The organism is Kluyvera fluvialis (assembly GCF_059725275.1).
This window is the reverse complement of the sequence record NZ_AP046142.1, coordinates 2,229,290-2,251,852: the sequence shown is the minus strand read 5'-3', so window position 1 is coordinate 2,251,852 and position 22,563 is coordinate 2,229,290. Positions and strand designations below refer to the sequence as shown.

Here is a 22,563-nt window from a genome sequence, read left to right as displayed (position 1 = left end):
ATTCAATCATGTCTAAGACTATTTCGAAACAACACCATCATGATAATCCGAATAGTTTTGCGCATCTTTATCAGCTTGGCCTGACGTACATCCAGCAACTGAGTGGCCGTCAGTGGACCGACTACAATACGCACGATCCGGGGATGACTATCCTGGAGCAGGTCTGTTACGCCCTGACCGACCTTATCTACCGCTGTGAGTTTGAGGTAGCCGACTATCTCAGCGCCCCCTCAGGGAACATTGATTATCTGGCTCATGGATTAGCGTTAGCACCGGACATCATCCCGGCCTACCCGCAGCAGCCTAAAGAATATGAGACATGGTTGTTAGCCCGCCTTCCTGAGCTTGATAAAGTGTGGTTACGCAGGAGTGAACATGCCCCGCAACGGGGGATTTACACCCTTAATGCGCAGCTCAACCATTTTTACGCATTAAGCCAGCAACGTTCAGAGGGGGGGAAGAGTTCGGTTTATACCCAGCAACATGCCGCTATTCAGCGCATTCGTCAGGCGTTTTATCGGGTTCGGGCAGTTGGGGAGGATTTATCCGCCATTGAATTAACCGGCCAGCACCCGTTGACGCTCAGTGCCGTCATCCACGTGAGTGACGATATCGAGGATGTCACCTGGCTTACCGCCAACATTTATCATCGGATCGGCCTTTGGCTGCAAACAAACGCGCAAATCACACCCGTGAATGCGATTAAAGAATCTCTGCTCGCAGAAGACGGGATCTTACAAATCGATCGGCTACAGTTTATCCAGCACAGTAGCCACTCAGGTGACGACGACCCCACTCCGATTGATAATATTGCCCCGTTTTCTTATTTAACGTTGCCGGAACCCTCCGCGCATTCAGGCATTGAAATCATTCAGTTCCAGCACACGGTCAATATCGACTATGCCGATCTCGCCATTCAAATAGAGCAGATCCAATACCAGCAGCGTACTGTTCAGCTTAAAACGGCCACGCCCCCCGCGCTGCCTGTAGGGCAATATTTTGATTTCAGCCAATATGAATCCATTCAAACCCTGTTCCCGCGTAATTATCATTTAGCACCGGGAATGCCGAATCAATACCATGCACAACAACAGGCTCAACGGCATCAACTCCGCAGCTACTTACTGCTATTTGACCAGCTAATGGCTAATTTTTGTGATGATATTGCTGGCTTAAAAACGCTGTTCTCGCTCTCATTAACCACCGAGGCCACCTATCACGCTCATCGCTTACAAGATGATGAGTTTTATAATATCGGCAAACATTATCCGCAGGATGCCAGCACGCGGCTGGATCAATTGCGCGCCCAACTGGATGATTATCCTAAGCGGAAAAATCGTATTTTTAATTATTTACTGGCCCTTTATAGCGAGCGGTTTCCTGAGTGGTTACATCGCCAGTTCAATCCCTATTTTTCAGCCCAGACATTAGAAAAACAGCTTCTGAAATATAAACAGGCCTTTATCCTGAATATCGTCACGATGACCAATGGTCGGGGGATTGGTGATAATTTGCTTCAGCCAGAGCATCAGGGCGGATATGGCCAGCGTCTTTCGCTACTGCTGGGGCTAATGCCACCGACGTCTGCCCGAGGGAGTTACACGCAGGCAATTACCCGACACTCACTGAACCTGGTGTCAGGCCCATTCAACTTCGCCCGCGATACTGGCGGGTTACTCAGCGCTGAAGAACAGGCGAATCTGCTGCCTTTAGCCGATAACCGCTTAACGGTAATCCCGAATGAAGAGGATATCCGGCACATCTTATTCACCGCCGCCCTATTCCACGAACAAACGCTGCCTGAACTACTATTGCAGTTTGGTATCGATAACCGCCGATACCGCCTGCTGCCACGCGCAGAGTCTAATGATTATCAACTGTTTTTTAACGCCGATATCGAAGGTTCCCGGCAGTGGTTTTATATTGCCAGCCACCCTAACAAACAGACACTCACCGAGCTTTGCCATCAACTACAACATTGGCTGATTGGGCTTAACCAACACAGCGAAGGGCTGTACGTCGTTGAACCGATTTTACTGCGCACAGGCGGCGATAACGTGTTGTTAAGCGACTATGCCAATCGGGTGATTCTTGTTTTTCCGGGTTACAGCGCGCGCTTTAGCAACCTCCGGTTTCGGGAACAGGTGGCGCAATTAATGATTGAAAACAGCCCCGCGCATCTGCTGACGCAATGTTTGTGGTTGGATTTCTCCGCTTTTGGCCAATTCGAAACGCTGTACAGCCAATGGCGGCACGCAAAAGCCAGCGCGTTACAACGCCAAGAAAATCAGCCTGAGTGCGATGCCATCGCTCAACAGCTTTACCGGTTTATTCAGCACGCGCGCAATGAAACCGATGAGGCGCCGAGCCTATGAGCCAATTACACAAAATTAACCACACCCGCATCGAATTTTGCTTTACCGGAATGGCTGATGCCGAAACCTTTGCGTCACACGCCGCACAGTGGGTTATACAGCAGTTCCTCCCGGTGGTGGAGGCGGTATTTGACGAGGTCTGCCCAGCGCATCAAACCCTGGTTATCGACACGCTAACGCTCGATCTCGGTGAGCTTAACGCCAGGACGTTTTACCAGCTAGCACCCGAAAAACTCAAACACATGCTGCAAGCCACCCTGCGCTCGCAGCTACAGAACGCCGGGCAGGATCGGCCATCCACGGATTCCGCAAAGTCCCTCAGCGTACAGGTGAGAAGCCAGCAACAACAGCGCTGGAACGTGCTCTGGCATTTTCTCAGCACCGGCGCGCTCCCGTGGTCGGTTTCCGGTGAACAGGCGCTGGAATCGCTCGGGTTATCTGACATGCTGAGCGAGCATTCCGCGCGGTTGGTTAACGCTCTCAATCATAGCCATCAGCCAGAGCACATATTACGACGGCTCGTTGAGCAATTTCCCGCCCACTATATTGCGGCTTTATTTCCTGCGTTAGCGCCTTCGCAGCAATGGCAAATCATGTCACTTTTGTTAGCGCATCCCAAAAGCCGCCAGGGCGATTTAACCGATCGGCTGGCACAGGCGTGGTTTACCCGCTTCACGCAGCTATTAACACAGCATAATTTGGCCCCGCTTCGCCCCGATTGGGAAAAACTGCTTCACCAGTTTGCGCCGCAGCTTATTAAAGCCCTCTATCAGCGACACACCGATAACCAACTCCCCTGGTATCTGGTGCGTGATTTAACGCAAGTTGAGCGCCTGCTCCTGCTGAGCAAATTAACGCCGCAGGAATACCCTTTTTTGAGCGCTATTCTGCACAGGCCAGAGTGCTGGCAGATAAAAAGCCCTGTCGTCACTGCGCGCGACGTTGCCATCACGCCTGAGACATCCATCGCCATATTACCGCAATCGCAAATCCACCCGCAGCTATGGATTTTTACGCTTCAGTATCTGTTAATTCATCGTGGCAGCGTATTCAACCGCCGAAGTTATATGGCCGGTCTGGTGGTTCAGATGGCCAATGCGCAAAACCAAAAGGCAGATACGCTGCTGGCGTCGTTAATTGCAACGCTGAACAGCACCGCCCTCGACAGCACTCTGCGGGGGCAATTATTGGATTTACTCCATACCATCGAGCCAATGATTGCTTCACCGGCATTGATAAACGCACCAGCGATCGCTGAAATACCCATGCCCGACGCCGCAATTCAACTGCCGTCGATCAGCACCGCCCCATTGCCCTATATTAACGAACTGTTGATAGCGCTCTGTTCAGGCCAGGAGCAGCAGCTCAGATTATATTGGCCGCCTCTTTCGCCGCCGTTTGCTGCCTTATTACGCTGGTGTGGTCAACTGGAATATGTGCGCCGCCATTGGTGTGAAACCTATTCGGATAAAACCCTATTCACGCTGGCCGAGGTACTGGAGCCGCTTGCTTCGCCTTTATTACGCCTCCTGATTGCGGAGCATCGCCTGTTTGCCCTCCAGGGTTCCATAACCACCGAGCGCGCAACAGTAACCAATGTATGGGAATTCACTTTTGCATTCCTGATTGTGGAAAGCGGCGGCGCATTTAAGCCCAAAAGTTACTTGCGTTATTTAATTCAGCAGATGGCCGCCTGGCGTAATATCGCGAAGATCGACCAGTTAGCGGCACTGAGAAATAACGTCATTAAGCGCGGTGATTTTTCTCTGGCAGGAACCTCGCTGGCTCGCCTGCTGGAAGAACTCACTTCGACAAAGCGCCTGGAGAAATCCGCGCAACCTACTGAGCCGTCGCCTTCTTTCTTCCGGCTGTCGCTGGCGCGAATAAGCGACCTCTCCTTGATGCAACTGACCGACATCGAAGAGATCATCACGACGCTGCAAAGTGCCAGTAAAACACAATGGGACAGCCACATTCATCAATGGCAGCGCCACTATGCAAAACAGTTGCCGCAGCTTATTTTACGTTTGGGGCGTTCGCTTCCCGTATTAACTCGCTGGGTGGCTAAGTTTGATGACTCCGCATTATTCACATTAACGTCGATTATCAATCCACAGGCAACAGAGGCCGTACACACGATTATTCGCGAGAGTCAAACGATCAGCACCGCCATTAGCCACGTCGCTAATCCGTTGAATACGCGTAATACCAGAAATGCCCTATGGGAACTGACATTGCACTTCGTCATAAGCCGCCGGGGAAGTGAATTTAATCACTATCAATATTTGCTGAATATCACCGAGCAGCTCTCTGCCCGCTACCAGATTCACGTTGAGGTATTAATTCACGAGTGGTTAAGCCTGAGCGATAGCGGCTTTTTATGGCGCCAGCAGTTGGTTTCGCTTATCGAACATCATAAAAAGCCGCCCGTCACAGCCCCTCAGTGGCTCGCGAATATTCAGTCCGATGCCCACGAGCCGGTCATCAGCCAGGCGCAACGCGCCCTTTTACAGCACTATGCCGTCATCAATGCCAGTGCGCTGGCAACACAGCTACAAACATGGAACGCCCCACAGTTAACACGCCTGATCCGTCTCATGCAGCCTGGACTCAGTGAGCGCACCATCGCTCTGCTGCCTTTACTGCTTGCGATCGTCCAGCAATGTCAATTACCGCTTCAATGGTTTTACCCACTGCTGCTTAGCCATGAATGCCCTGCGACAGCGGAGCAATGGCTGCAACGGTTGTTGCAGCAAATGAACCAACGCAATGCGTCGTCGAACGGGGCGCACTACCAGAAGTTGCAGCAGATAATCCTCAACAGTCACGATATTCATCAACAGCTGGCGGAACGCAGACGCTGGTTAGATAGCCTTCTCCCCGAGGACGCGCTGCTTGAAGGGTTACAGCAGTGGTTTGACGGTAAAAGCCCCGCCCCGACGCAGGGCGTGTTGACCGGTTTATTGCAGTACTCACCGCAGCATCCATTACGGCAATGGTTACAGCGTACCCTGGCGAATCCGCGCCATATGCAACGTTGGCTAGAAGAAGTGCCCACTGATACACATCAGGCGATGTTATTTCCCACGTTAACCAGCGCCACGCTTGCTTTGCTGGCATTGCGCCGGGCGTTTTGCTCACTCTTTGACTCGCAAAAACGGGGTGACTACCTGTTCTGGCAAACGCTCTATCACCAGCATTGGCTCAAAGGGCTAGCCATCACCGGCGCCCCGTTTATGCAGAATGTACTGATCGCCTTAAATCAGCGATGGCAAACCCATACTCATCAGGACAAAACCGCTGCTGATACGTCGGTTGCCGCGCTAATTGAGCGTTTACTGCCGCAAATATCCTCAACATCACAGCGAAGAACGTTAGTCCACATCGCAAACCAGGGGAAACAAAACCCGCCGAAAAAAGCGTCGTGGGCGGCGCACCTGAATCAACAGCAACCAGAAATTAAACAGCTTATTGAGGCCATTGATATGACAGACAAGGACGTGAAGAAAAATGCGGCGATCCCGTGGGAAAAACCGCAGGATAACGCAGAAGCCGAGTCAGAATCCGTCACCATTCATAATGCGGGATTAGTTATCGCTTCAGCCTTTATTCCACGGTTATTTCAGCGTTTAGCGCTGACCGACGGGCGCACATTTGTTGATTCCCCGGCGCAACTGCAAGCACTGTTCTGCCTACAGTGGATGACAAATAACACCAACAGCGCGCCTGAGTATCAACTGCTGCTGAATAAGGTTCTCTGCGGGGTTGCGCCAGCCACGGCTATCCCCCAACAGGTCGCGCTACCGGAAGGAGCAGAAACGCTCATCGCGGACTTGCTCACTGCTCTTATTGCTCACTGGCGCTCTCTGGGAAACACCTCTATCAGCGGGCTGCAATCCACCTTTATTCAACGTGAAGGCGTGCTCACCTTCACCCCTAAACATTGGCAGCTGAATATCATCCCCGGCACTTTTGACATGCTGCTTGACCAATTACCGTGGAGTTTTCAGACCATTAAATACCCCTGGATGGATATCCCTCTTTTTGTGTCATGGCGCTAAGGATAAAAACAATGATAAATCCTGGTTTCAGTCTGTTATCACGCATTCATAAGCTCACGCTGCGCTTTGTCGGACGCACAGCCTGCTGGCTATTGCTTTGCACGATACCCGCGTTGGGTTACGCCGCACAGCCCGCTAGCCCCCAGCCGTTGAAAACGTGCAGCAAGACGCTCACGGCAACCGATAAACGTAATCTGGGGAAAGAGATACAAACGCAGCTTGCGGATTTGTATCAAAACAACCGTGATTTTCAGGCGCAATTAAAAAGAGGCCAACGGCTTAACGATGGCATCGTCGGCCCCACGACGCGCTACTGGCTGGACTATTTCTGCGGTGAATTTGCGTTCACCGCGCCAGAATCATCCAACGACCCGCACCAGGTTTTTGTTGAATCATTAATGATTGCGTTAAATCGCGCCGCCGAGCGAAATACGCTTTATCCCACATGGCGCACGGCAATAACGCCGCCGGAGCTGCTTAATTTCACGCCCGCTGAGATAGAGTTAAAACTCGGGCTTAACGCCGGTAAAAGCGCTGATACTCCCAAACCCGCAGCCCCTTCAGCGCCAGAAAGTCCCGCCAGCGATACAACGCCCTATTATTACCAGCTCACCGAAAAAGACTTTGCCAGCCTGACGCTGCGTGAGACGGTACTGGCCACCTTTGCCAAATTAGCGAAGCAACAGTTTGACCAGCGCAGCCAGCTTTATAATCAGCTCAGTGATTTATTCACTCAACTGGAGATTCCCATTGCGCCACCGCTGAATATCGATAACTTAATTGACTCTTACACTATAGAAAGCTCGCAGCCCAGCACCAGTGCGACCACCAGCACCAGCACCAGTCAAATCACCAATAATGAAGTTGATACCAGTACAACAGAGACACCAAATGCTGATGACAAAAGCACTGATGCCCCCAGTACGTCAACGCAACTGACTGAAACCAGTACTCAAAGCGACACGCAAACCAGCGCGCCACAAATAGTGTGGCAACTCAATTCGGATGAGCTGGATAAAACGATCAAGCAATTAGGCATCACGGCTTTATCGAAAGAGGAATTGAAAACGCTGGAGCCCCTGCAAAATGAAGTTTTCCCGAGTCTTTATCTACTGCAAATGGCGGTGAATGAAGCGGGTCTTGCGCCGGACAGTTTGCATAACAAAGGCGTTTTCGCCCTCGCCCGAAAAAGTGGCCTAAACCCCACCCACGCAGTGCCCGTAAACTGGATAGCGCCGCCAGACTGTGGATGTCAGGACAGTACCAAATCGCTGTTTAATATGGGTACTTTTTACGGTTTTTACCCTTACTGGCAGCATCTTGAGAAAGGACAATCGATTGATTTCAGCCGCTTAGACCGCATTGGCTATGTGGGCGCCGTGATGAAACCGGAAGGAAGCGTCGCGACGCTGGTTCTGCCCCAGAACTGGCTAGCCGCGCCCACATTCAGCCAGTTTAGTCAGACGGCTCATCGCTATCGCACCAAACTCGACCTGGTCGTCACCACGCCACGCGATCTTTCCCGGGATCAACTAACCGGGCTATTTACCGACGATATGGTTAAACAGTTGGTAGCGTCCGTTACGATGCCAATGGATAAATACATCATTAATAACCTGAGGCCGTGGATAAGTTTCGGGCTTGAAGACGTGCCGTCGATGGCTGACGGGATTACGCTGGATATCGACCTTTCCCGCTTAGACACCCCAGAGAGCCAGCAGGCGTTCTTCTCGTTTCTCGACAAGTTAAAGATCGCGCTCCGTCAAAGCGACTATCGCCAGTCCAGCGCCCATGACGTAAATGACCCAACCGGCCACCGGGATAAATATTATTTGAGCGTGATTGTCCCTATAAAAAATGTCGTAGAGACAAACAACCGTTTTTATAGTTTCAATAATTTCGAGGCATTATCACAACGCACCAACCTGTTGATTGTTCAACCCGGTTCACCGGCAACGCGCGATAAAGCCCGTGATGAACTCAACCAAATAAAAGCGTTACAGCAATGGCTCAGTGACCAGCCAAATCAGCAGGATGTCCAGCAGGTGTATAAAAAACTGGTTCCTATGCTAATCAGTGAAGATAACCGCAATCAAACGCAGCCCCTGACCCAACTGGTTAATCTTTCCAGCTGGACATTTTTGGGTGCGGGTTACTGGCCGCTGCCATTAAGCGACGCCAATGAGAAGCTGATTGATAAAACCTTCTTCCCGGTAACACCACAATATCCGCAGCCAATCAATCAGGTGCTAAGTAGCCTCACTAACTTGTTGAACTGGATCTGTATTTACCGCTGGGAGTTGAGAACCGGTTTGTTTGTGTCGTTCCTCTTTATTCTGCTATTCCTGATAATCTGTATCTGGTCGTTCCGACTAAGAAAACATTTAAGTGGGATCCCTTTTGTCGCGCTAACGTCGCTATCCATCAGTGGCTTGATGCTGGTGTTTGTCGCCGATCCTGCATTCCAGGATTATCAAGGGCCGATTCTGATTATCTTTATGATAGTGATTGGCTGGATACTGTTTGCGGTAAGGATGGTGAGGAAGGAGGGGGATAAACCTTAGGGTATTATTTCAGATATGGGGGGAATAGCATGTACCCCCCCCCATTCCCAGCACATATTGGTACAAATGTATCGACAAGCATAAAATAAATCACTCCATCCCATTTTAAACAGGAACATATATCAATTTGATACATACAATGTCTCAACACTTATTCTTGAATACTTCAAAACCAACCAAAAAAATAAACTTATGAGACTGTAATTTAACTTATCGCTCATTAAGATATTTCCTTTTAATCTTGCGATTTACTTCTTTTAAATACTTTAAGATTCTCCATGTTTTTTGAATCGAGGATCTTATTCTTACCTTTTATATCGGTAATTTTTTTCCAATCTCTAAATATTGCCGCCAAAAATCAATATTCCCTTTATCCTTAACATTATCCCTGAACTCACCCTCATCCTTCAGAACTAAACAAATTTTCTCCAGAAGTGTTTCTAGGTCATCTTTATCAATCTCTGGTAACTCAGGTGTCGTAACAGAAATTGCAAGCCCTATCCCAAAAAAATCTTCATCTACACTCTTTCCACCAGGTCCGTCTTCACCATTATAACTGTCAATAATGTTTGGTATGTCATCAAAATTAATTTTTAAAAAATCAAAATCTATTTTCAACTGTTTTAATTCAGAATTAATTATTTCAAATTTTGACTTAAACCCAGGGAGACGAATCGGATTTTTATCTGGTGGATTATCTTTTAATACCTCTTTCTTTTTTTCCTCTGACAGCATATCCAATCGCCTATAGAAATCCTCATCAGGAGATCCATTCCAACCCTCATCAACAGTTAAATCTTTTGCATAAGTTTCTCTGAGTTCTAATGTTCTATCTTCTCTTACACTATTTTCACTCGTATTATACGTAACTTCTTCCTTCCCAACCGGTCCATACACTTCTATATATCTTTTCCGTAAAGCCTCGGCCTGTTCTATATTACCTACAAAGGCACCCCATTTCGTCTCATCATTCATTATATCATTTAATAAGAATAGCGAATTTGGATCATGTAGTTGATGCACTACACTATCTTTGTTTTTGAATCCTACCGTGAGCGCTTCTTCTAAAGGTATTATTTCTCTGTATTTTACCACTTCGTCAAGCATTACTGAATGAATTACTTTTGGTTCTATATTAAAAGCATCATTAAAAATAGCTTGAGCATGTATTAACTCATGTAATGTGCCTACTTCATAAAGTTTCTTTTGCCTTTCTGTAGTTGACTCCGGTTCTTCACCAGGAATTTTAACAATGGCTCCTATTTTTTTCTGCCCCCCCTCAATCGTCACATTACTCTTAGCAGTATATCTTGTACCCACTGGTACAAAACCAATATTCACAGTATGCTTATCATCCTCTCTTATTTTATTGACAAGGCTGTTGTTTTTGACTCTAAAATAAGCTGTATTTTCCTTTGTTTCATCATCAGCATTTTCAAAAGCTATTCTTCTTTGCATTATGTAAGGTGATGGGCATGTGGTAATTTGTTCAGACACTCCAGGACTAGAGCACCCATCAGTTTTTGAGAATCCTTTTTTTTCATTCAAAAACATCTCCCTGCTCAATATATTTTTTATTTTTCGTTGCGTAACAGCAACAGATCGGTTATCAACAAACTCGGCACCTCGTGTTTCATCACCTTTAGTCCTTGTACCAGAGTCAGAAACACTTCTGCGCTTACTTATCTTTTTTTTTGCTTGTTTATACATTTATCAAGCCTTCTATTTATGAGTTACTTTAAGTTTTCTTTATACTCAATAGTGCATCAGTCACAATGCACTAGTTTTTATCAAGGCATGTAAAACGTTTCTCAAATGACGACGCGATTAGCACATCTCACTTTCACCGAGCATTCTGGGCTCCCCGCAACGCCCGCCCTCCCAGCACATCCGCCTCATTCTCCAGCGCCGGACTATCATTTACCGCCATTCCGGCAACTGAAGTCGTCGCAGAAACCCGTCCCTGCGCCTGCTGCACCACGTGCCCCAGTTCATGCGGCAGGTGTTTTTCCTGACCGGAAGCGAGGTGGATATCGCTGCCTTGCGCGTAGGCATGTGCCTGCACGGCTGCCGGTTTTGCCGAGTTATAATGCACTCGCACGTGATCCAGACTCATGCCGCTGAGATTTTCCATCCCGCTTTTCAGGTTGTCGGGCAGCCCGGTTTTATTGGGCTGTCTTTGCACGGTCTGCGTGCGGTTATCCTCCAAAGTAGCCGAAGCATGGCTCACTTTGCGCTGCGAAATAGCCTGGCGCCTTGATTGATGTTGTGGCTTTTGTTTTGTAAACATAACAACCCTCCCCGTTATCAATCCTGCTGTATCAGAGCGTTAGCGATACTTTCCCACTTACCTGCTGTCCGTGATGTGACAGCGCATTCACTCAAAGAAAATTTTGTTATCTTTCCTGAATTCCTGGCGAATGCTGGCAATAATATCGTCCTGCGTTACCGTGCGTTCCCCCCGCTGAATGGCCGTTAAAGCACACTGGCGCAGCACGTTAATAATTTGCCCACCAGCCACTTCATAGCGGTCGGCGATGGCGGGTAAATTGACCTCTTCTGCAAGCTCGCACGCCCCATCAAAGGCGTTTTGCCATAGCTGCAAGCGCTCTTTCGGCCCAGGAATCGTAAACTGCACCATGCTCTGAAAACGGCGGGTAAAGGCTTCATCCATATTGGTTTTCAGGTTGGTGGCGATAATCACCGTGCCGGGAAAATCTTCTATCTTTTGCAATAGATAGCCCGTTAGCTGGTTGGCATGTCGGTCGTTGGAGGAACTCACCTCCGAGCGTTTGCCAAACAGCGCATCCCCTTCGTCAAAAAACAGGATCCACTCTTTGTAGCTGGCAGCGTCAAAAACGCGAGATAAGTTTTTCTCGGTTTCACCAATGTATTTCGACACCACCATAGATAAATCCACGCGATAAACATCCCGCCCCGTGGCCTTGCCCAGCAACGCGGCGGTCAGCGTTTTACCGGTTCCCGGCGGGCCAAAGAACACCGCCCGATACCCCGGTTTCACCTTTTTCGCCAGTTGCCACTCATCCATCAGCGTGTGCCCATGCCTGAGCCACGCATGAAGTTCGTCGATTTGCGCCCTTACCTCGCCATCCAGCACCAGATCGTCCCATTCCAACGGTGATTCCAGCAAATGAGCCGGAAAGCTGGCGCTGAGTTCCGGTCGCAGCCGCTCACCGGTGGTAAAATAGTGCAGCCACTCGTCGTTTAGCCGATAAATACCGGCCCATTTGGGTACGCCGTCATCAACAGACAGCAGTTGGGTGACCTGCTCAGCCATCAGGCGATGTTTGTTGGAAAAGAGAGCGTGAGCGTAGATGCGCCAGTCGGGATCATTGGCGCTGATAAGAAAATTGAGCGTTTGTCCTGTCGGAATAAACCCGCTAAAGGCTTTGTCACTGACGCCACCAAATTCCGTAAAAGGACGATCGATAAGGCTGTTAAGGCCAAAGAAAATATCGAGGGTATCGGGTTTCACGCTGGGAGCCATAGCAAGTGCCAGCGCCAGACGTTCGAAAATGGAGAGTTGCCAGTCCGTAATCAGATCGGCATAAGGGGTTCCGTTTACCAGCTCCGGCGGTGAAATATCTAACCAGTGGCGTTCATGCCCGTCTTGTTTGAGATAGCTGCAAATAACCTGATGAATAACCTGCGACAGCCACGCCATCTCGCGATAGAGCACGATAACGTTATTTGCTTGTTGATTCTTTTCGACATCGGCTTGTGGGGACATGGCACATCCTTAAAAAAGGAAGCGTTAACATTAAGACAGCTGTTTGCCAGAAGCGTATGCAACGAACCCAGTATAGCACGTCATTTAAACCGCTCGTTTTGCCCCCTATCACGTTAACGCACGGACATATTTCACCGGAAGAATAGTAGAAATCCAGAGGGGAAATTTGCCTCAGGCAATCTTCCTGATTTCTCCGCGAGCAAAAAAGAAACTGAGTATAAAGAGCGTCATCACGAATGGGATAAACATGACCGGGTCGCCATAAATGGCTGCCGCCAGCGCCGCGCCAGCAGAAAGCGCCACGCTGGAAACCCCGTCGAGCAGCGCGATTTTTTTATCACTGTCGGCAGATGCAATAACCGTATCGATCCCCGCGCCATAAAACATTTCCAGAAAGGTGACGCCAGCAACAATCAACAGCAAGCCACTCAGTTCAGCAAACTGGAAGAACCACGGAATAAACAGAAAAATGCACAAGGCCGTGGCGATCATCAGCGCATTAACCACGCCAAATTTTGCGGTGAAATATTGATAAACGGGAATTTGCCCCACAATAATGATTCCCGTATTAAACAGCATAACTGGCCCAATCAGGCTTTTCTGGTTGTTCTGGACAAACTCAAGAGGGACAACGGTTTCAAACGTATAATAAAGCATCGCAAAAACAATGCTCAGCATCGCCACCGTGGCTGATTCTTTAGTCAATAACCCCGACATTCTTCCCGCGCTGGCGTCCGGTGCTGGCGCTCGTGGGCAATGAGAAAGCGCTGTCGCCACCACAACCCCTGTCGTATACAGCACTATCACGCTCAGCAGCGCTGGGCGAAACGGTACATTAAAAAAGACCAGCACACTGATCACCAGCGGAGAAATAGCCGCCCCGACATTGCTGAGCGTCATTCGCGCCGAAAAGCTTTCGCTGATATTTTTAGACGTTGCCCGCACATAGATTTTGGACGCCGTAGAGAAAAATGATGATGCCAGACCATTTGTTAGCATCACTAACGTGCAGGTCAAAAAACTTTGCCCGCTAAAGAGTACAACCAGTGACAATAATTTGCAGAATAATGAACCGACAATCATTCTTTTCACATCGAAACGACTGATCAATGGAATAACCAGAAAATAGGACAACGAAAATGACCAGAATTTCATGGTGCCAAGATAAAGAATTTCTTTTGCGCTCAGGCTGCCGCCAGCAAGATAAAGCAACGCCAGAGGCATGAGCAGAGTCGAACCGATGGCGTTAAACAGAAAACAGAGATTTATAGCACGACTCTCGCGCTCAAAAAGATGTCGGTAAATGCTCATATTTCGTCTACATATCGTTTTATGGCACCACTATGGTGCCATCTAGCTTATTTCAGGTTCCAGAGTGTGCAGATGTCGTTATAGATAACCTGGCCTATCTCAGTAAATTTACCGTGCTGTTTCACGATTTGATGTGTATCGCTGAGTTTCTGAAAAGCCTGCTTAAAGCGTTCCTGGCACTCTTCGACATACTCACTGCTCCCGTTCTGGATAATGCGGTCGAACACGTAGCAAATGCGTGAAAGGACAAACAATGCATGGAAAATCCCAATCATTGGCCGGTTATCGACACGTAACGGAGCCACAAAAGTGGCGCTGGGATCGTTGAGCACCAGTTCATCAAAGGAGTTGATAATATTCAGGGCAGTATGCCCACATTCGTGCGCCAGGATATCAACGTAATACGGCACGGTATGGTCGTCATGCACATATGCGAACATCATCCCCCACATATAGAAATTGGTTCCAGACCGCATAAAGCGCGAGCCGTCTTCCGTTTCCTGGGTGAGATGAATAGCGTGAATATAGGTTGTTATTTCGTTATAGGCCTCAGGGACATTCTGGCGAATAACCTCAAGCGCACGATAAACTTTCTCAGATTCCGAATGAGCCAGCACCGGATCATCGCAAAATCCAAAACCCAGTTCTTTATCATCCCGAATAATTTTCAGAATCATTTCTTTATCGAAAGATGTATCTTCCGATGTCAGTGGCGAGACAATAATGTCATTCGCTGCCGGAATTGATTCAATATAATGGAGATATTTAATCGCCGCTTCATGATCCTCTGATTCAGCACATTTGGCTGCGAGATAGTGCGCGGCACACATTTGCCATGTCAGCGCCGGGGATTTTTTAACTTCATTAATTTCATAAAAATCAATTAAGTAATCAACTGACGAATGCAGGCTGTTTGTAAAAAACAAGCGCGCGGCTTGATGATCATAATCTGGTGAAACGATATTAAACATAGCAAGCTCCCAAAAAAAATCACGCCCTGATGAGCGTGATCTATTTTCAAATCCACGCTTTGACTGTTATTTGCTGAAAGACCAGCCAGACAGAGGAGATTTGATTTTCAGCAGTTTTGCAGTATCAACTTTTTTCATTTTACGTTTCCTTAAAAGAGAATGTTGTTTGTTGTATTTGGGTTCGTTCCGGAACGTATTAATAATTAACCAAATGAATTCATTAGCGCAACATGCAATTAATAAAAAGAATAAAATAATACAATTCGAGGTCAGACCAGTTAAATACACCACTATCGTTAGCCGTAAAGTTGTTTCGTCCGTTATCGATAGCGCGGTAAGTTATTTTGGACGAACTGCAAGCTCACCCTGTGATGCCGCGTGCCAAAATTTCATTTTTGCGCGCGGCATCAACATAAATAGCATCATGATTTCATTCGATTTATTAAAAATAAAATGTCGTGTAGTGCGGCTTAATCGGCCCTCATCCGCTGAAGGCCGAGCAAGATCACAGTGCGGTGACTTTACCCTGGAAAATCACTGGCCCAGACGGCCCTGCTTGTCTGGAACCCCCAATGGGTTCCAGGCTTATCGCCAGCACGGTCTGGTTATCCAGCGGCCCAGAAGATAGCGGAAAAACGCTGCTGTTGGGCGAGTTGATAAGCCCCAGGGATTGTGGCGCAGCGCTGCCCTTAATCACCCAGAGCTGTAAGTTTTTATTCTGCGGCAGCGCTACGTTCAGCGCCGAAACCTGAATAACTGATTTTGACTTATCCAGACTCACCACAAACTGGGCATCAGGTTGTGTCCCGCTGAGTACCGCAATGGGTTGCAGGACGTCCGGGGTATCAGGTTTCATCACATGGGTGAAGATAACAAGGCCCGTCATTACCGCCGCCAGCCCCCAGCCAAGCCAGAGCAGCGATGGCGTGCGGGTTCGTGCGGCGTTAGCGGCTTTCTGCGGCCCTTTGAGGTGGAGTTCAATCCGTTGCCAGATAGCCGCAGGCGGTGTCACGGCATGGGTGGTGGCATCAATACCACTGAATGCTTTCTGCCAGCGCTGCACTTGCGCTGCAAATTCTGCATCATCATTAAGGCGTTTATTGAGCTGTTGCCGGGTTTTGTCGTCGGTAAGTCCAAGCACATATTCCGCCGCAGCGAGGCTCTCGTGTTCTGAATCAGTCATAGACCAATACACTCCCTGAGATGGGTTAACGCACGGCGAATCCAGCTTTTTACGGTTCCCTCAGGCTGGCTCATGGAGAGCGCAATCTCGGTTTGCGACAGGCCACGATAATAGGCCAGTGCAATGCTCTGGCGCTGTTCTGAAGGCAAATGATCCATACAATGCTGAAGGCGACGAGCCTCCTGGTGAATATCATCGGTGGGGAGCAACGTTTCGAAACCGGCTTCCGCTTCACCTATTTCATCCACCGAACAACAACGATGTTCATGTTTTCGCAGATAATCAATCGCCCGATTTCGGGCAATATGGCTGAGCCAGATGTGCGGTTCAGAGCGCTGTTCGTCGTAATAGATAGCCGACTGCCAGATTTGAATAAAGGTATCGTGCAGGATCTCTTCCGCCCAGTCGCGGCGCCTGACCATTCGCAGAATAATGCCAAACAGTCTCGGCGAGAGGATGCGGTAAAGCTGCGACAGCGCATCTTTATCGCCGCAGGCTATCTGGTTCATTAATCCTGCATGAATATACGGCACATTTTTTGTCATTGGCTTCCTTATTAAAGGTGTATACCCAAAATAATTCGAGTTGCTTGCAGGCGGCAACTTCGCGAAGCCCCAGGAACTGACTCAGGCGACTTGAAGAATAATGGGTATAGCCACTGATGTTGTGGCTACACCCAGTATAGGAACGCGTTATGGCATTAGCACTGTATCAATGACATCAATAACACCATTACTTTGGTTCACATCATAAGTCGTAATATTCGCCATATTGCCGTGCACATCCTTAAGCTGAATATTGTGTGGCCCATTCGCCATCACCCACAGAGATGCCCCGTTGACGGTTTTCAGTTCTGCTTTTCCGCCACCGGCTTTAATTTTCTTCTCCAGTGCCTTCATGTCCAACTTTCCAGACACCACGTGATACGTCAGAACATTAGTGAGTTTTTGTTTATTTTCAGGTTTCAGCAGCGAGTCAACAGTGCCCGGAGGAAGTTTGTCAAAGGCCGCATTGGTAGGTGCAAAAACCGTAAACGGGCCATTTCCTTCAAGCGTAGAAACCAGACCGGCCGCCTTGACTGCGGCAACCAGCGTGGTGTGGTCTTTCGAATTTACGGCATTCTGTACAATATTTTTAGAAGGGTACATCGCCGCACCACCGACCATCACGGTGTTGTTGTCCATCATTGCAGCCTGAGAGGCGCTACTGAAAACCAGAGCAGAAATAAACAGAGTTGGCAGGAGTTGTTTCATTTTCACTTCCCTCATCGACGTTTCAGAAAGGGCTGATGTGCCCTTAACTGTTAATACGAATGAGTGAAGTCAACGGATGCAAAAAATCTTATCTTTTTTTGCATCCCTATTTTTAGCGAAGTAGAGAGCAGGTTTGGCCGTTTCCCCGTAATGAGAAATTAGCGCCCCACTACCACTTCATTTCGCCCGTATTCACCTTTGCACTCAGCTCAAGCGAGCTTTCATCTGCAAGCCCCGGATAGGCGGCTTTCATTGCCGCAATAACGGCGGCTGATCCCTTTTGCTTCGCCAGCGTCTGCTCAAAGGTTTGCAGATAATCATGGGTAAACGTGACAGCGGCATCGTTTGCCGGGCGTTCACCCAAATAATGCCCTGGGATCACCTGCTGCGGTTTCAGCGATTGCATCTCGCTGAGCACCTTCATCCAGCCCTGACGAATCGCCGGGGTTTGGGTATCCGCCGTCCAGACATGAATGCCAGAGGCAACACCAGTACCGCCCAGAATCGCTTTGTTCGCGGGGATCCAGACGTACGCGGCATAATCTCCAGTGTGTTTCAGCTCCAGCGGCTCACCGTCAACGGTAAAGCGCGTGGCGTTTGTTGCCTGTGGGACAATAATTTTTGTCGGTGCGCCGTCTTTCATTTGCGGACCCCAGAACGCCAGTTTGGCATCCTTCGTTGCCTTGATATGCTCCACCACAGCCGGAGAAGCCACCACTTTCACCTGCGGGAAAGCCTTCACCAGCGGCTCTAGCCCGAAGTAGAAATCAGGATCACCGGAGGTTATCACGATTTCTTTGAGTGTCTTGCCGCTGGCTTTAATCATCTGCACCAGTTTCTCACCGTCTTTAACGCTGAACTGCGCGTCAAACAGCACGGCTTCTTTCGGGCCAGAAACCAGGGTGGACGATACCGGGAAAATGCCTTTGTCCTGCGGGTTGTAAACATCAAGGTGCAATGGCGCGGCAAATGCCGGTGCGCCAGCCAGTGACAAGACCAGCGACAGTGATTTTATGTTCATGGAGATCCTTAGTTGCTTATCCGAATGGGTGGCGTTATCACCAGAGCGGAGCCTGACAGCCCCGTTATTAAGATAAGCATCATTTTACGGATTTATACTTCTGCTAGAATTCCTGAAACAATACATGCTGAGTTTCATAAAACGATCAAATGGGGATGCAATGGACAGGATCATGGCGGCAATCACTTACAACCGCATTTGTGAGCTGGGAAGCCTGAGTGCAGCAGCCCGTTCGCTGGGCATATCGCGCCCCATGGTCAGCCGCTATCTCGACGAGATGGAAAAGTGGGCCGGTGCGCGGCTGATTCACCGCTCAACCCGACGGCTCACCATCACGCCTGCGGGGGAAAAGACGCTGGAGAAAACGCGGCAGTTAGCCTTGTTATCGCAGGGGATTGAAGATGATGCCACCGGAATCACGCCTTCGGGGACATTGCGTGTCGCCTGTGCTCATTTTACGGCGACGCATATTCTGGGGCCGGTTATCCCGCCCTTTCTGGCGCAATATCCTGCGCTACGTATTGAGGTCGATATCAATAACCATCCGGTAAGCCTAGTGGGGGAACGCATTGATCTGGCCATTCGCATCACCAATGACCCAGAACCGGGGGCTATCGCCCGTTATCTGGGCACATGCCAGTCCGTGCTGTGCGCCTCGCCGGGGTATCTAAAGCGAGCCGGTGTGCCAACAACGCTCGCAGACCTCGCGCAGCATAATGGCTTACATTACAGCCGTTTTTCCGGTCAATCCTGGTCTTTTCGCGATACAGAAAAAGGCGTGATATCAGTACCGGTGAGCGGCAATTTCAGTGCGGGGATCTCGTCGCTGCTGTGCGATATGGCAGAAGCGGATGTTGGCCTGGCGATGGTGCCAGAAATTGAGGCGCGCTCGCGTCTGGAAAGCGGCCACCTGGTACGCGTATTGCCGCAACGGGAGCCACAGGCGCTGGGCATTTACGGGCTTTATCAGTCACGCGACCACCAACATGCCGCGCTTAGTCTGTTTCTGGATGCGATTAAACTGCATCTGGGAAAAGCGTAATGTATCCCGAGGCGCTATCAAGACCGGGCATCATTAAGCCCGGTCATAACGCCTGCTAAATACAGCCGGGCAGGCCTTGATATCATCCCATCGGCAGGAAGGTAATTTCGCTAAAATCTCGCGACGAATAATCTCCGCCCCCGCACTTAACGCATTCAGTTTGCCGGTAGCTACCTGGCGAGATAACGGTACCATGCCGCAGTTGGTTGAAGGATACAGTTTATCGGCATCGACAAACTGGAGCGCTTTACGCAGCGTATTCGCCACTTCTTCGGCGGTTTCGATGGTATTAGTCGCCACATCAATAGCCCCTACCATCACTTTTTTCCCACGAATTAATTCCAGCAAGTCCATCGGCACGCGCGAGTTATGGCACTCCAGCGAGATAATATCGATATTCGACGTTTGCAGTTTCGGGAAGGCTTCTTCGTATTGTCGCCACTCTGAACCCAACGTTTTTTTCCAGTCGGTGTTGGCTTTAATACCGTACCCGTAGCAAATATGTACCGCCGTTTCGCATTTAAGCCCTTCAATCGCTCTTTCTAATGCGGCAATACCCCAGTCGTTGACCTCATCAAAAAACACGTTAAATGCCGGTTCGTCGAACTGAATAATATCAACGCCCGCCGCCTCTAATTCACGGGCTTCCTGATTCAGAATTTTGGCAAATTCCCAGGCCAGCTTTTCACGGCTTTTATAGTGGTTATCGTACAGGGTGTCGATCATCGTCATCGGCCCCGGCAACGCCCATTTAATAGGCTGTTTTGTTAGCTGACGCAAAAACTTAGCATCTTCCACAAAAACAGATTTTTGACGCTCTACCGCCCCCACAACCGTCGGCACGCTTGCATCATAACGGTTACGAATTTTAACGACTTCGCGTTTCTCAAAATCCACCCCGCTGAGGTGTTCAATAAACGTGGTGACGAAGTGTTGGCGCGTTTGCTCGCCATCGCTGACGATATCGATACCGGCCCGCAGCTGATCGTCCAGCGATAAGCGCAGCGCGTCTTGTTTTCCGCCGATTAATTCCTCGTTTTGCAATTTCCACGGCGACCACAGCGTCTCCGGTTGAGCAAGCCAGGACGGTTTCGGTAAACTGCCCGCGGTTGAAGTTGGGAGCAATGTTTTCATAATAAATGACCTTTTATTTTTAGAGCCTATCCCAGTAGGATAGGTTTTTAATATATTAAAGCGCGTAGTCAGTAGACCATTGCTCAAGAATAGTTGTATAGGGCTTAATAAAGTTCTGTTCCGTAAATTTCCCTTGCTCAATCGCCAGTTGGCTGCGTTCTTCACGGTCATAAACAATTTTAGTTAATGAGTGATCATCATGATTCAGATCCGGTCGATAAACCAAGCCAGCGGCTGAATTTGCATTATAAATTTCCGGCCGGTAAATCTTTTGGAATGTCTCCATCGTGCTGATAGTGCTGATCAGTTCAAGGGGGGTATAGTCGCTCAGCAAATCACCCACAAAGTAAAAAGCTAACGGGGCGACGCTGCCTTTCGGCATAAAGTAGCGAACCTGTAACCCCATCTTATTGAAGTACTTTTCGGTTAATGATGTCCCATTTTGCTGATACTCAATACCCAGTACCGGGTGCTGATTCCCCGTCTGCTGATAGGTGTCTTTACTGGAGACACTTAGACATATCACCGGCGATTTCTTAAAGTTATCGCTGTATTCCGTTGAATTGATGAAATGCTTAAAGATATTCCCATGCAATTCACCAAATTTTTCAGGAATGCTAAACTCCGTTTTGTTTTTATTGTGCTCTAACAGCAATACGCTGAAATCATAATCACGCACATAAGATGAGAAGTTATTCCCCGCAATACCTTCAATGCGTTGATGGGTCTTTTTATCAATGATATTCGTTTTTAGTATTTCGATAGCCGGAAAAGCATCGCCACTATTTTCAATGTTCATCTCGACTGAAATAATTTCAAGCTCGACAGAATAACGGTCGCCTTTTGGGTTATCCCAGCACGCTAATGAGTTAAAGCGGTTATCAATCATCACTAACGTGTTGCGTAAATTCTGCTGACGGTTTTTGCCTCTGGCTAAATTGGCAAAGTTAGTCGTAATACGCGTGTTTTCCGAAGGGTTATAATTTTCGTCGAAAAAACTGCGCTTAATCTTAAAGCTAAAATGATTATTCATGGTTGCTCTGGCCCCTGGATTCTGACATCAAAACTGCGCGTATCTCGTGTTTTCACGACGCATCGGTTGTGTTCGTTTCGCAGCGTTCATGTTGTCAATAAGTTAATATTTATCTTTTATGCCAGAGCCATTGGCCGAGAGAAAGCGACTTAATTTCATCGCAACATGAGCCATCTTCATGATCGCCCAACGCCGCCCCTTTGCCGCGAAGAACCACGACTGGCGTTGCCTTCAGGCACATCCTCGTTAAAACGCGCTTTCGTCCTCTGGGGTTATTTGCTATACAAAGACTCGCTACTGTCGTTATCAATGAGGAAATGTAATGTTAAAGAGATCATCACTTACGCTTGCACTCTTGTTCATCGCCAACACCACTTTTGCTGCCGTAGTGCCGGATGAACAGCAAAACAAAGACAACGTGCTGAAGTTTTATGACTACGCGTTAAACGATAAAAATTTTGCGGCGGCAAAACCGTTTCTTGGCGAACAATACAAACAGCACAACCCGACGGCAAAGGATGGCATTGACGGCTTCAGGGATTTCATCGCCTTCCTGAAAAACAAGTACCCGGACTCGCACAGTGAAATTAAACGTGCGCTGGTCGATGGCGATTATGTGGTTTTACATGTTGCCGTTACAGGGCGTGAGCCAAACGTCACGCAGGCGATTGTCGATATCTTCCGCCTCGATAAGCAGCATAAAATCGTTGAGCATTGGGATGTCATCCAGACCGTACCGGAGAAATCTGCCAACCCCAACGGCATGTTTTAACGATAAGCGACTTCACTTTATTTACTGATTTTGCTTATCTTTAACTCCCCTTCGCACTTTTTTACGCCTTAGCTAAGCCCAACTTTTTAACG

Annotated in this window: 15 protein-coding genes and 1 pseudogene; 5 read left to right on the top strand and 11 right to left on the bottom strand. The window is 48.7% G+C overall.

The features are described from left to right. Positions 1–8 precede the first annotated feature (8 nt). Genes AC6I4B_RS10815 through AC6I4B_RS10805 form a run of 3 tightly spaced genes read left to right on the top strand, consistent with a single transcriptional unit; the run spans position 9 to position 9,000 of the window. The gene (locus tag AC6I4B_RS10815) at positions 9–2,375 is read left to right on the top strand and encodes a hypothetical protein (RefSeq protein WP_497771586.1); all 2,367 of its coding nucleotides are present in this window, start codon (positions 9–11) and stop codon (positions 2,373–2,375) included. Then, on the top strand, positions 2,372–6,436 hold the full coding sequence (locus tag AC6I4B_RS10810) for a contractile injection system tape measure protein (protein ID WP_497771585.1): 4,065 nt from the start codon (positions 2,372–2,374) through the stop codon (positions 6,434–6,436). The genes AC6I4B_RS10815 and AC6I4B_RS10810 overlap by 4 nt, the downstream gene beginning before the upstream one ends. An 11-nt stretch (positions 6,437–6,447) precedes the next feature. Beyond that, positions 6,448–9,000, top strand: coding sequence for a hypothetical protein (locus tag AC6I4B_RS10805; RefSeq protein ID WP_497771583.1), 2,553 nt, complete (start codon positions 6,448–6,450; stop codon positions 8,998–9,000). Between the two features lie 312 nt (positions 9,001–9,312). On the opposite strand, the gene AC6I4B_RS10800 is transcribed toward AC6I4B_RS10805, so the two are convergent. From AC6I4B_RS10800 to AC6I4B_RS10760, 9 genes are all read right to left on the bottom strand, one after another. Next, positions 9,313–10,710, bottom strand: a complete 1,398-nt coding sequence (locus AC6I4B_RS10800) for a hypothetical protein (protein WP_497771582.1) — start codon at positions 10,708–10,710, stop codon at positions 9,313–9,315. Between the two features lie 133 nt (positions 10,711–10,843). Next, positions 10,844–11,290, bottom strand: coding sequence for an eCIS core domain-containing protein (locus AC6I4B_RS10795; RefSeq protein WP_497771580.1), 447 nt, complete (start codon positions 11,288–11,290; stop codon positions 10,844–10,846). An 87-nt stretch (positions 11,291–11,377) separates the two neighbouring features. Next, complete coding sequence (locus AC6I4B_RS10790) at positions 11,378–12,751, bottom strand: ATP-binding protein (protein ID WP_497771578.1); 1,374 nt, start codon at positions 12,749–12,751, stop codon at positions 11,378–11,380. Between the two features lie 171 nt (positions 12,752–12,922). Then, positions 12,923–14,062 carry an MFS transporter gene (locus tag AC6I4B_RS10785; RefSeq protein WP_497771577.1) on the bottom strand — a complete coding sequence of 380 codons (1,140 nt, stop codon included), beginning with the start codon at positions 14,060–14,062 and terminating at the stop codon, positions 12,923–12,925. A gap of 47 nt (positions 14,063–14,109) precedes the next feature. Then, on the bottom strand, positions 14,110–14,739 hold the full coding sequence (locus AC6I4B_RS10780; RefSeq protein ID WP_497771575.1) for an aKG-HExxH-type peptide beta-hydroxylase: 630 nt from the start codon (positions 14,737–14,739) through the stop codon (positions 14,110–14,112). 799 nt (positions 14,740–15,538) lie between these two features. Further along, positions 15,539–16,216 (bottom strand): anti-sigma factor, encoded by a 678-nt coding sequence (locus AC6I4B_RS10775; RefSeq protein ID WP_497771573.1) that lies wholly within the window; start codon positions 16,214–16,216, stop codon positions 15,539–15,541. Next, positions 16,213–16,761 (bottom strand): sigma-70 family RNA polymerase sigma factor, encoded by a 549-nt coding sequence (locus AC6I4B_RS10770; RefSeq protein ID WP_497771572.1) that lies wholly within the window; start codon positions 16,759–16,761, stop codon positions 16,213–16,215. Before AC6I4B_RS10770 ends, AC6I4B_RS10775 begins: the two co-directional genes overlap by 4 nt. Before the next feature lie 147 nt (positions 16,762–16,908). After that, the gene (locus AC6I4B_RS10765) at positions 16,909–17,469 is read right to left on the bottom strand and encodes a fasciclin domain-containing protein (protein ID WP_497772110.1); all 561 of its coding nucleotides are present in this window, start codon (positions 17,467–17,469) and stop codon (positions 16,909–16,911) included. A 169-nt stretch (positions 17,470–17,638) separates the two neighbouring features. Continuing rightward, on the bottom strand, positions 17,639–18,490 hold the full coding sequence (locus tag AC6I4B_RS10760; protein ID WP_497771570.1) for a Vmh family MBL fold metallo-hydrolase: 852 nt from the start codon (positions 18,488–18,490) through the stop codon (positions 17,639–17,641). Between the two features lie 160 nt (positions 18,491–18,650). Here AC6I4B_RS10760 and AC6I4B_RS10755 point away from each other — a divergent pair, with 160 nt between their 5' ends. Continuing rightward, entirely contained in the window at positions 18,651–19,532 is an 882-nt protein-coding gene (locus tag AC6I4B_RS10755) for a LysR family transcriptional regulator (RefSeq protein WP_497771568.1), read from the top strand. 105 nt (positions 19,533–19,637) lie between these two features. On the opposite strand, the pseudogene AC6I4B_RS10750 reads toward AC6I4B_RS10755, so the two are convergent. Both AC6I4B_RS10750 and AC6I4B_RS10745 read right to left on the bottom strand, forming a co-directional pair. Beyond that, a pseudogene (locus tag AC6I4B_RS10750) lies at positions 19,638–20,666 on the bottom strand (methionine synthase); the annotation flags it as partial. 55 nt (positions 20,667–20,721) lie between these two features. Beyond that, entirely contained in the window at positions 20,722–21,699 is a 978-nt protein-coding gene (locus tag AC6I4B_RS10745; protein ID WP_497771567.1) for a DUF1852 domain-containing protein, read from the bottom strand. A gap of 322 nt (positions 21,700–22,021) precedes the next feature. On the opposite strand from AC6I4B_RS10745, the gene AC6I4B_RS10740 reads away from it, so the two are divergent. Beyond that, positions 22,022–22,471 (top strand): nuclear transport factor 2 family protein, encoded by a 450-nt coding sequence (locus AC6I4B_RS10740; RefSeq protein ID WP_497771565.1) that lies wholly within the window; start codon positions 22,022–22,024, stop codon positions 22,469–22,471. Positions 22,472–22,563 lie beyond the last annotated feature (92 nt).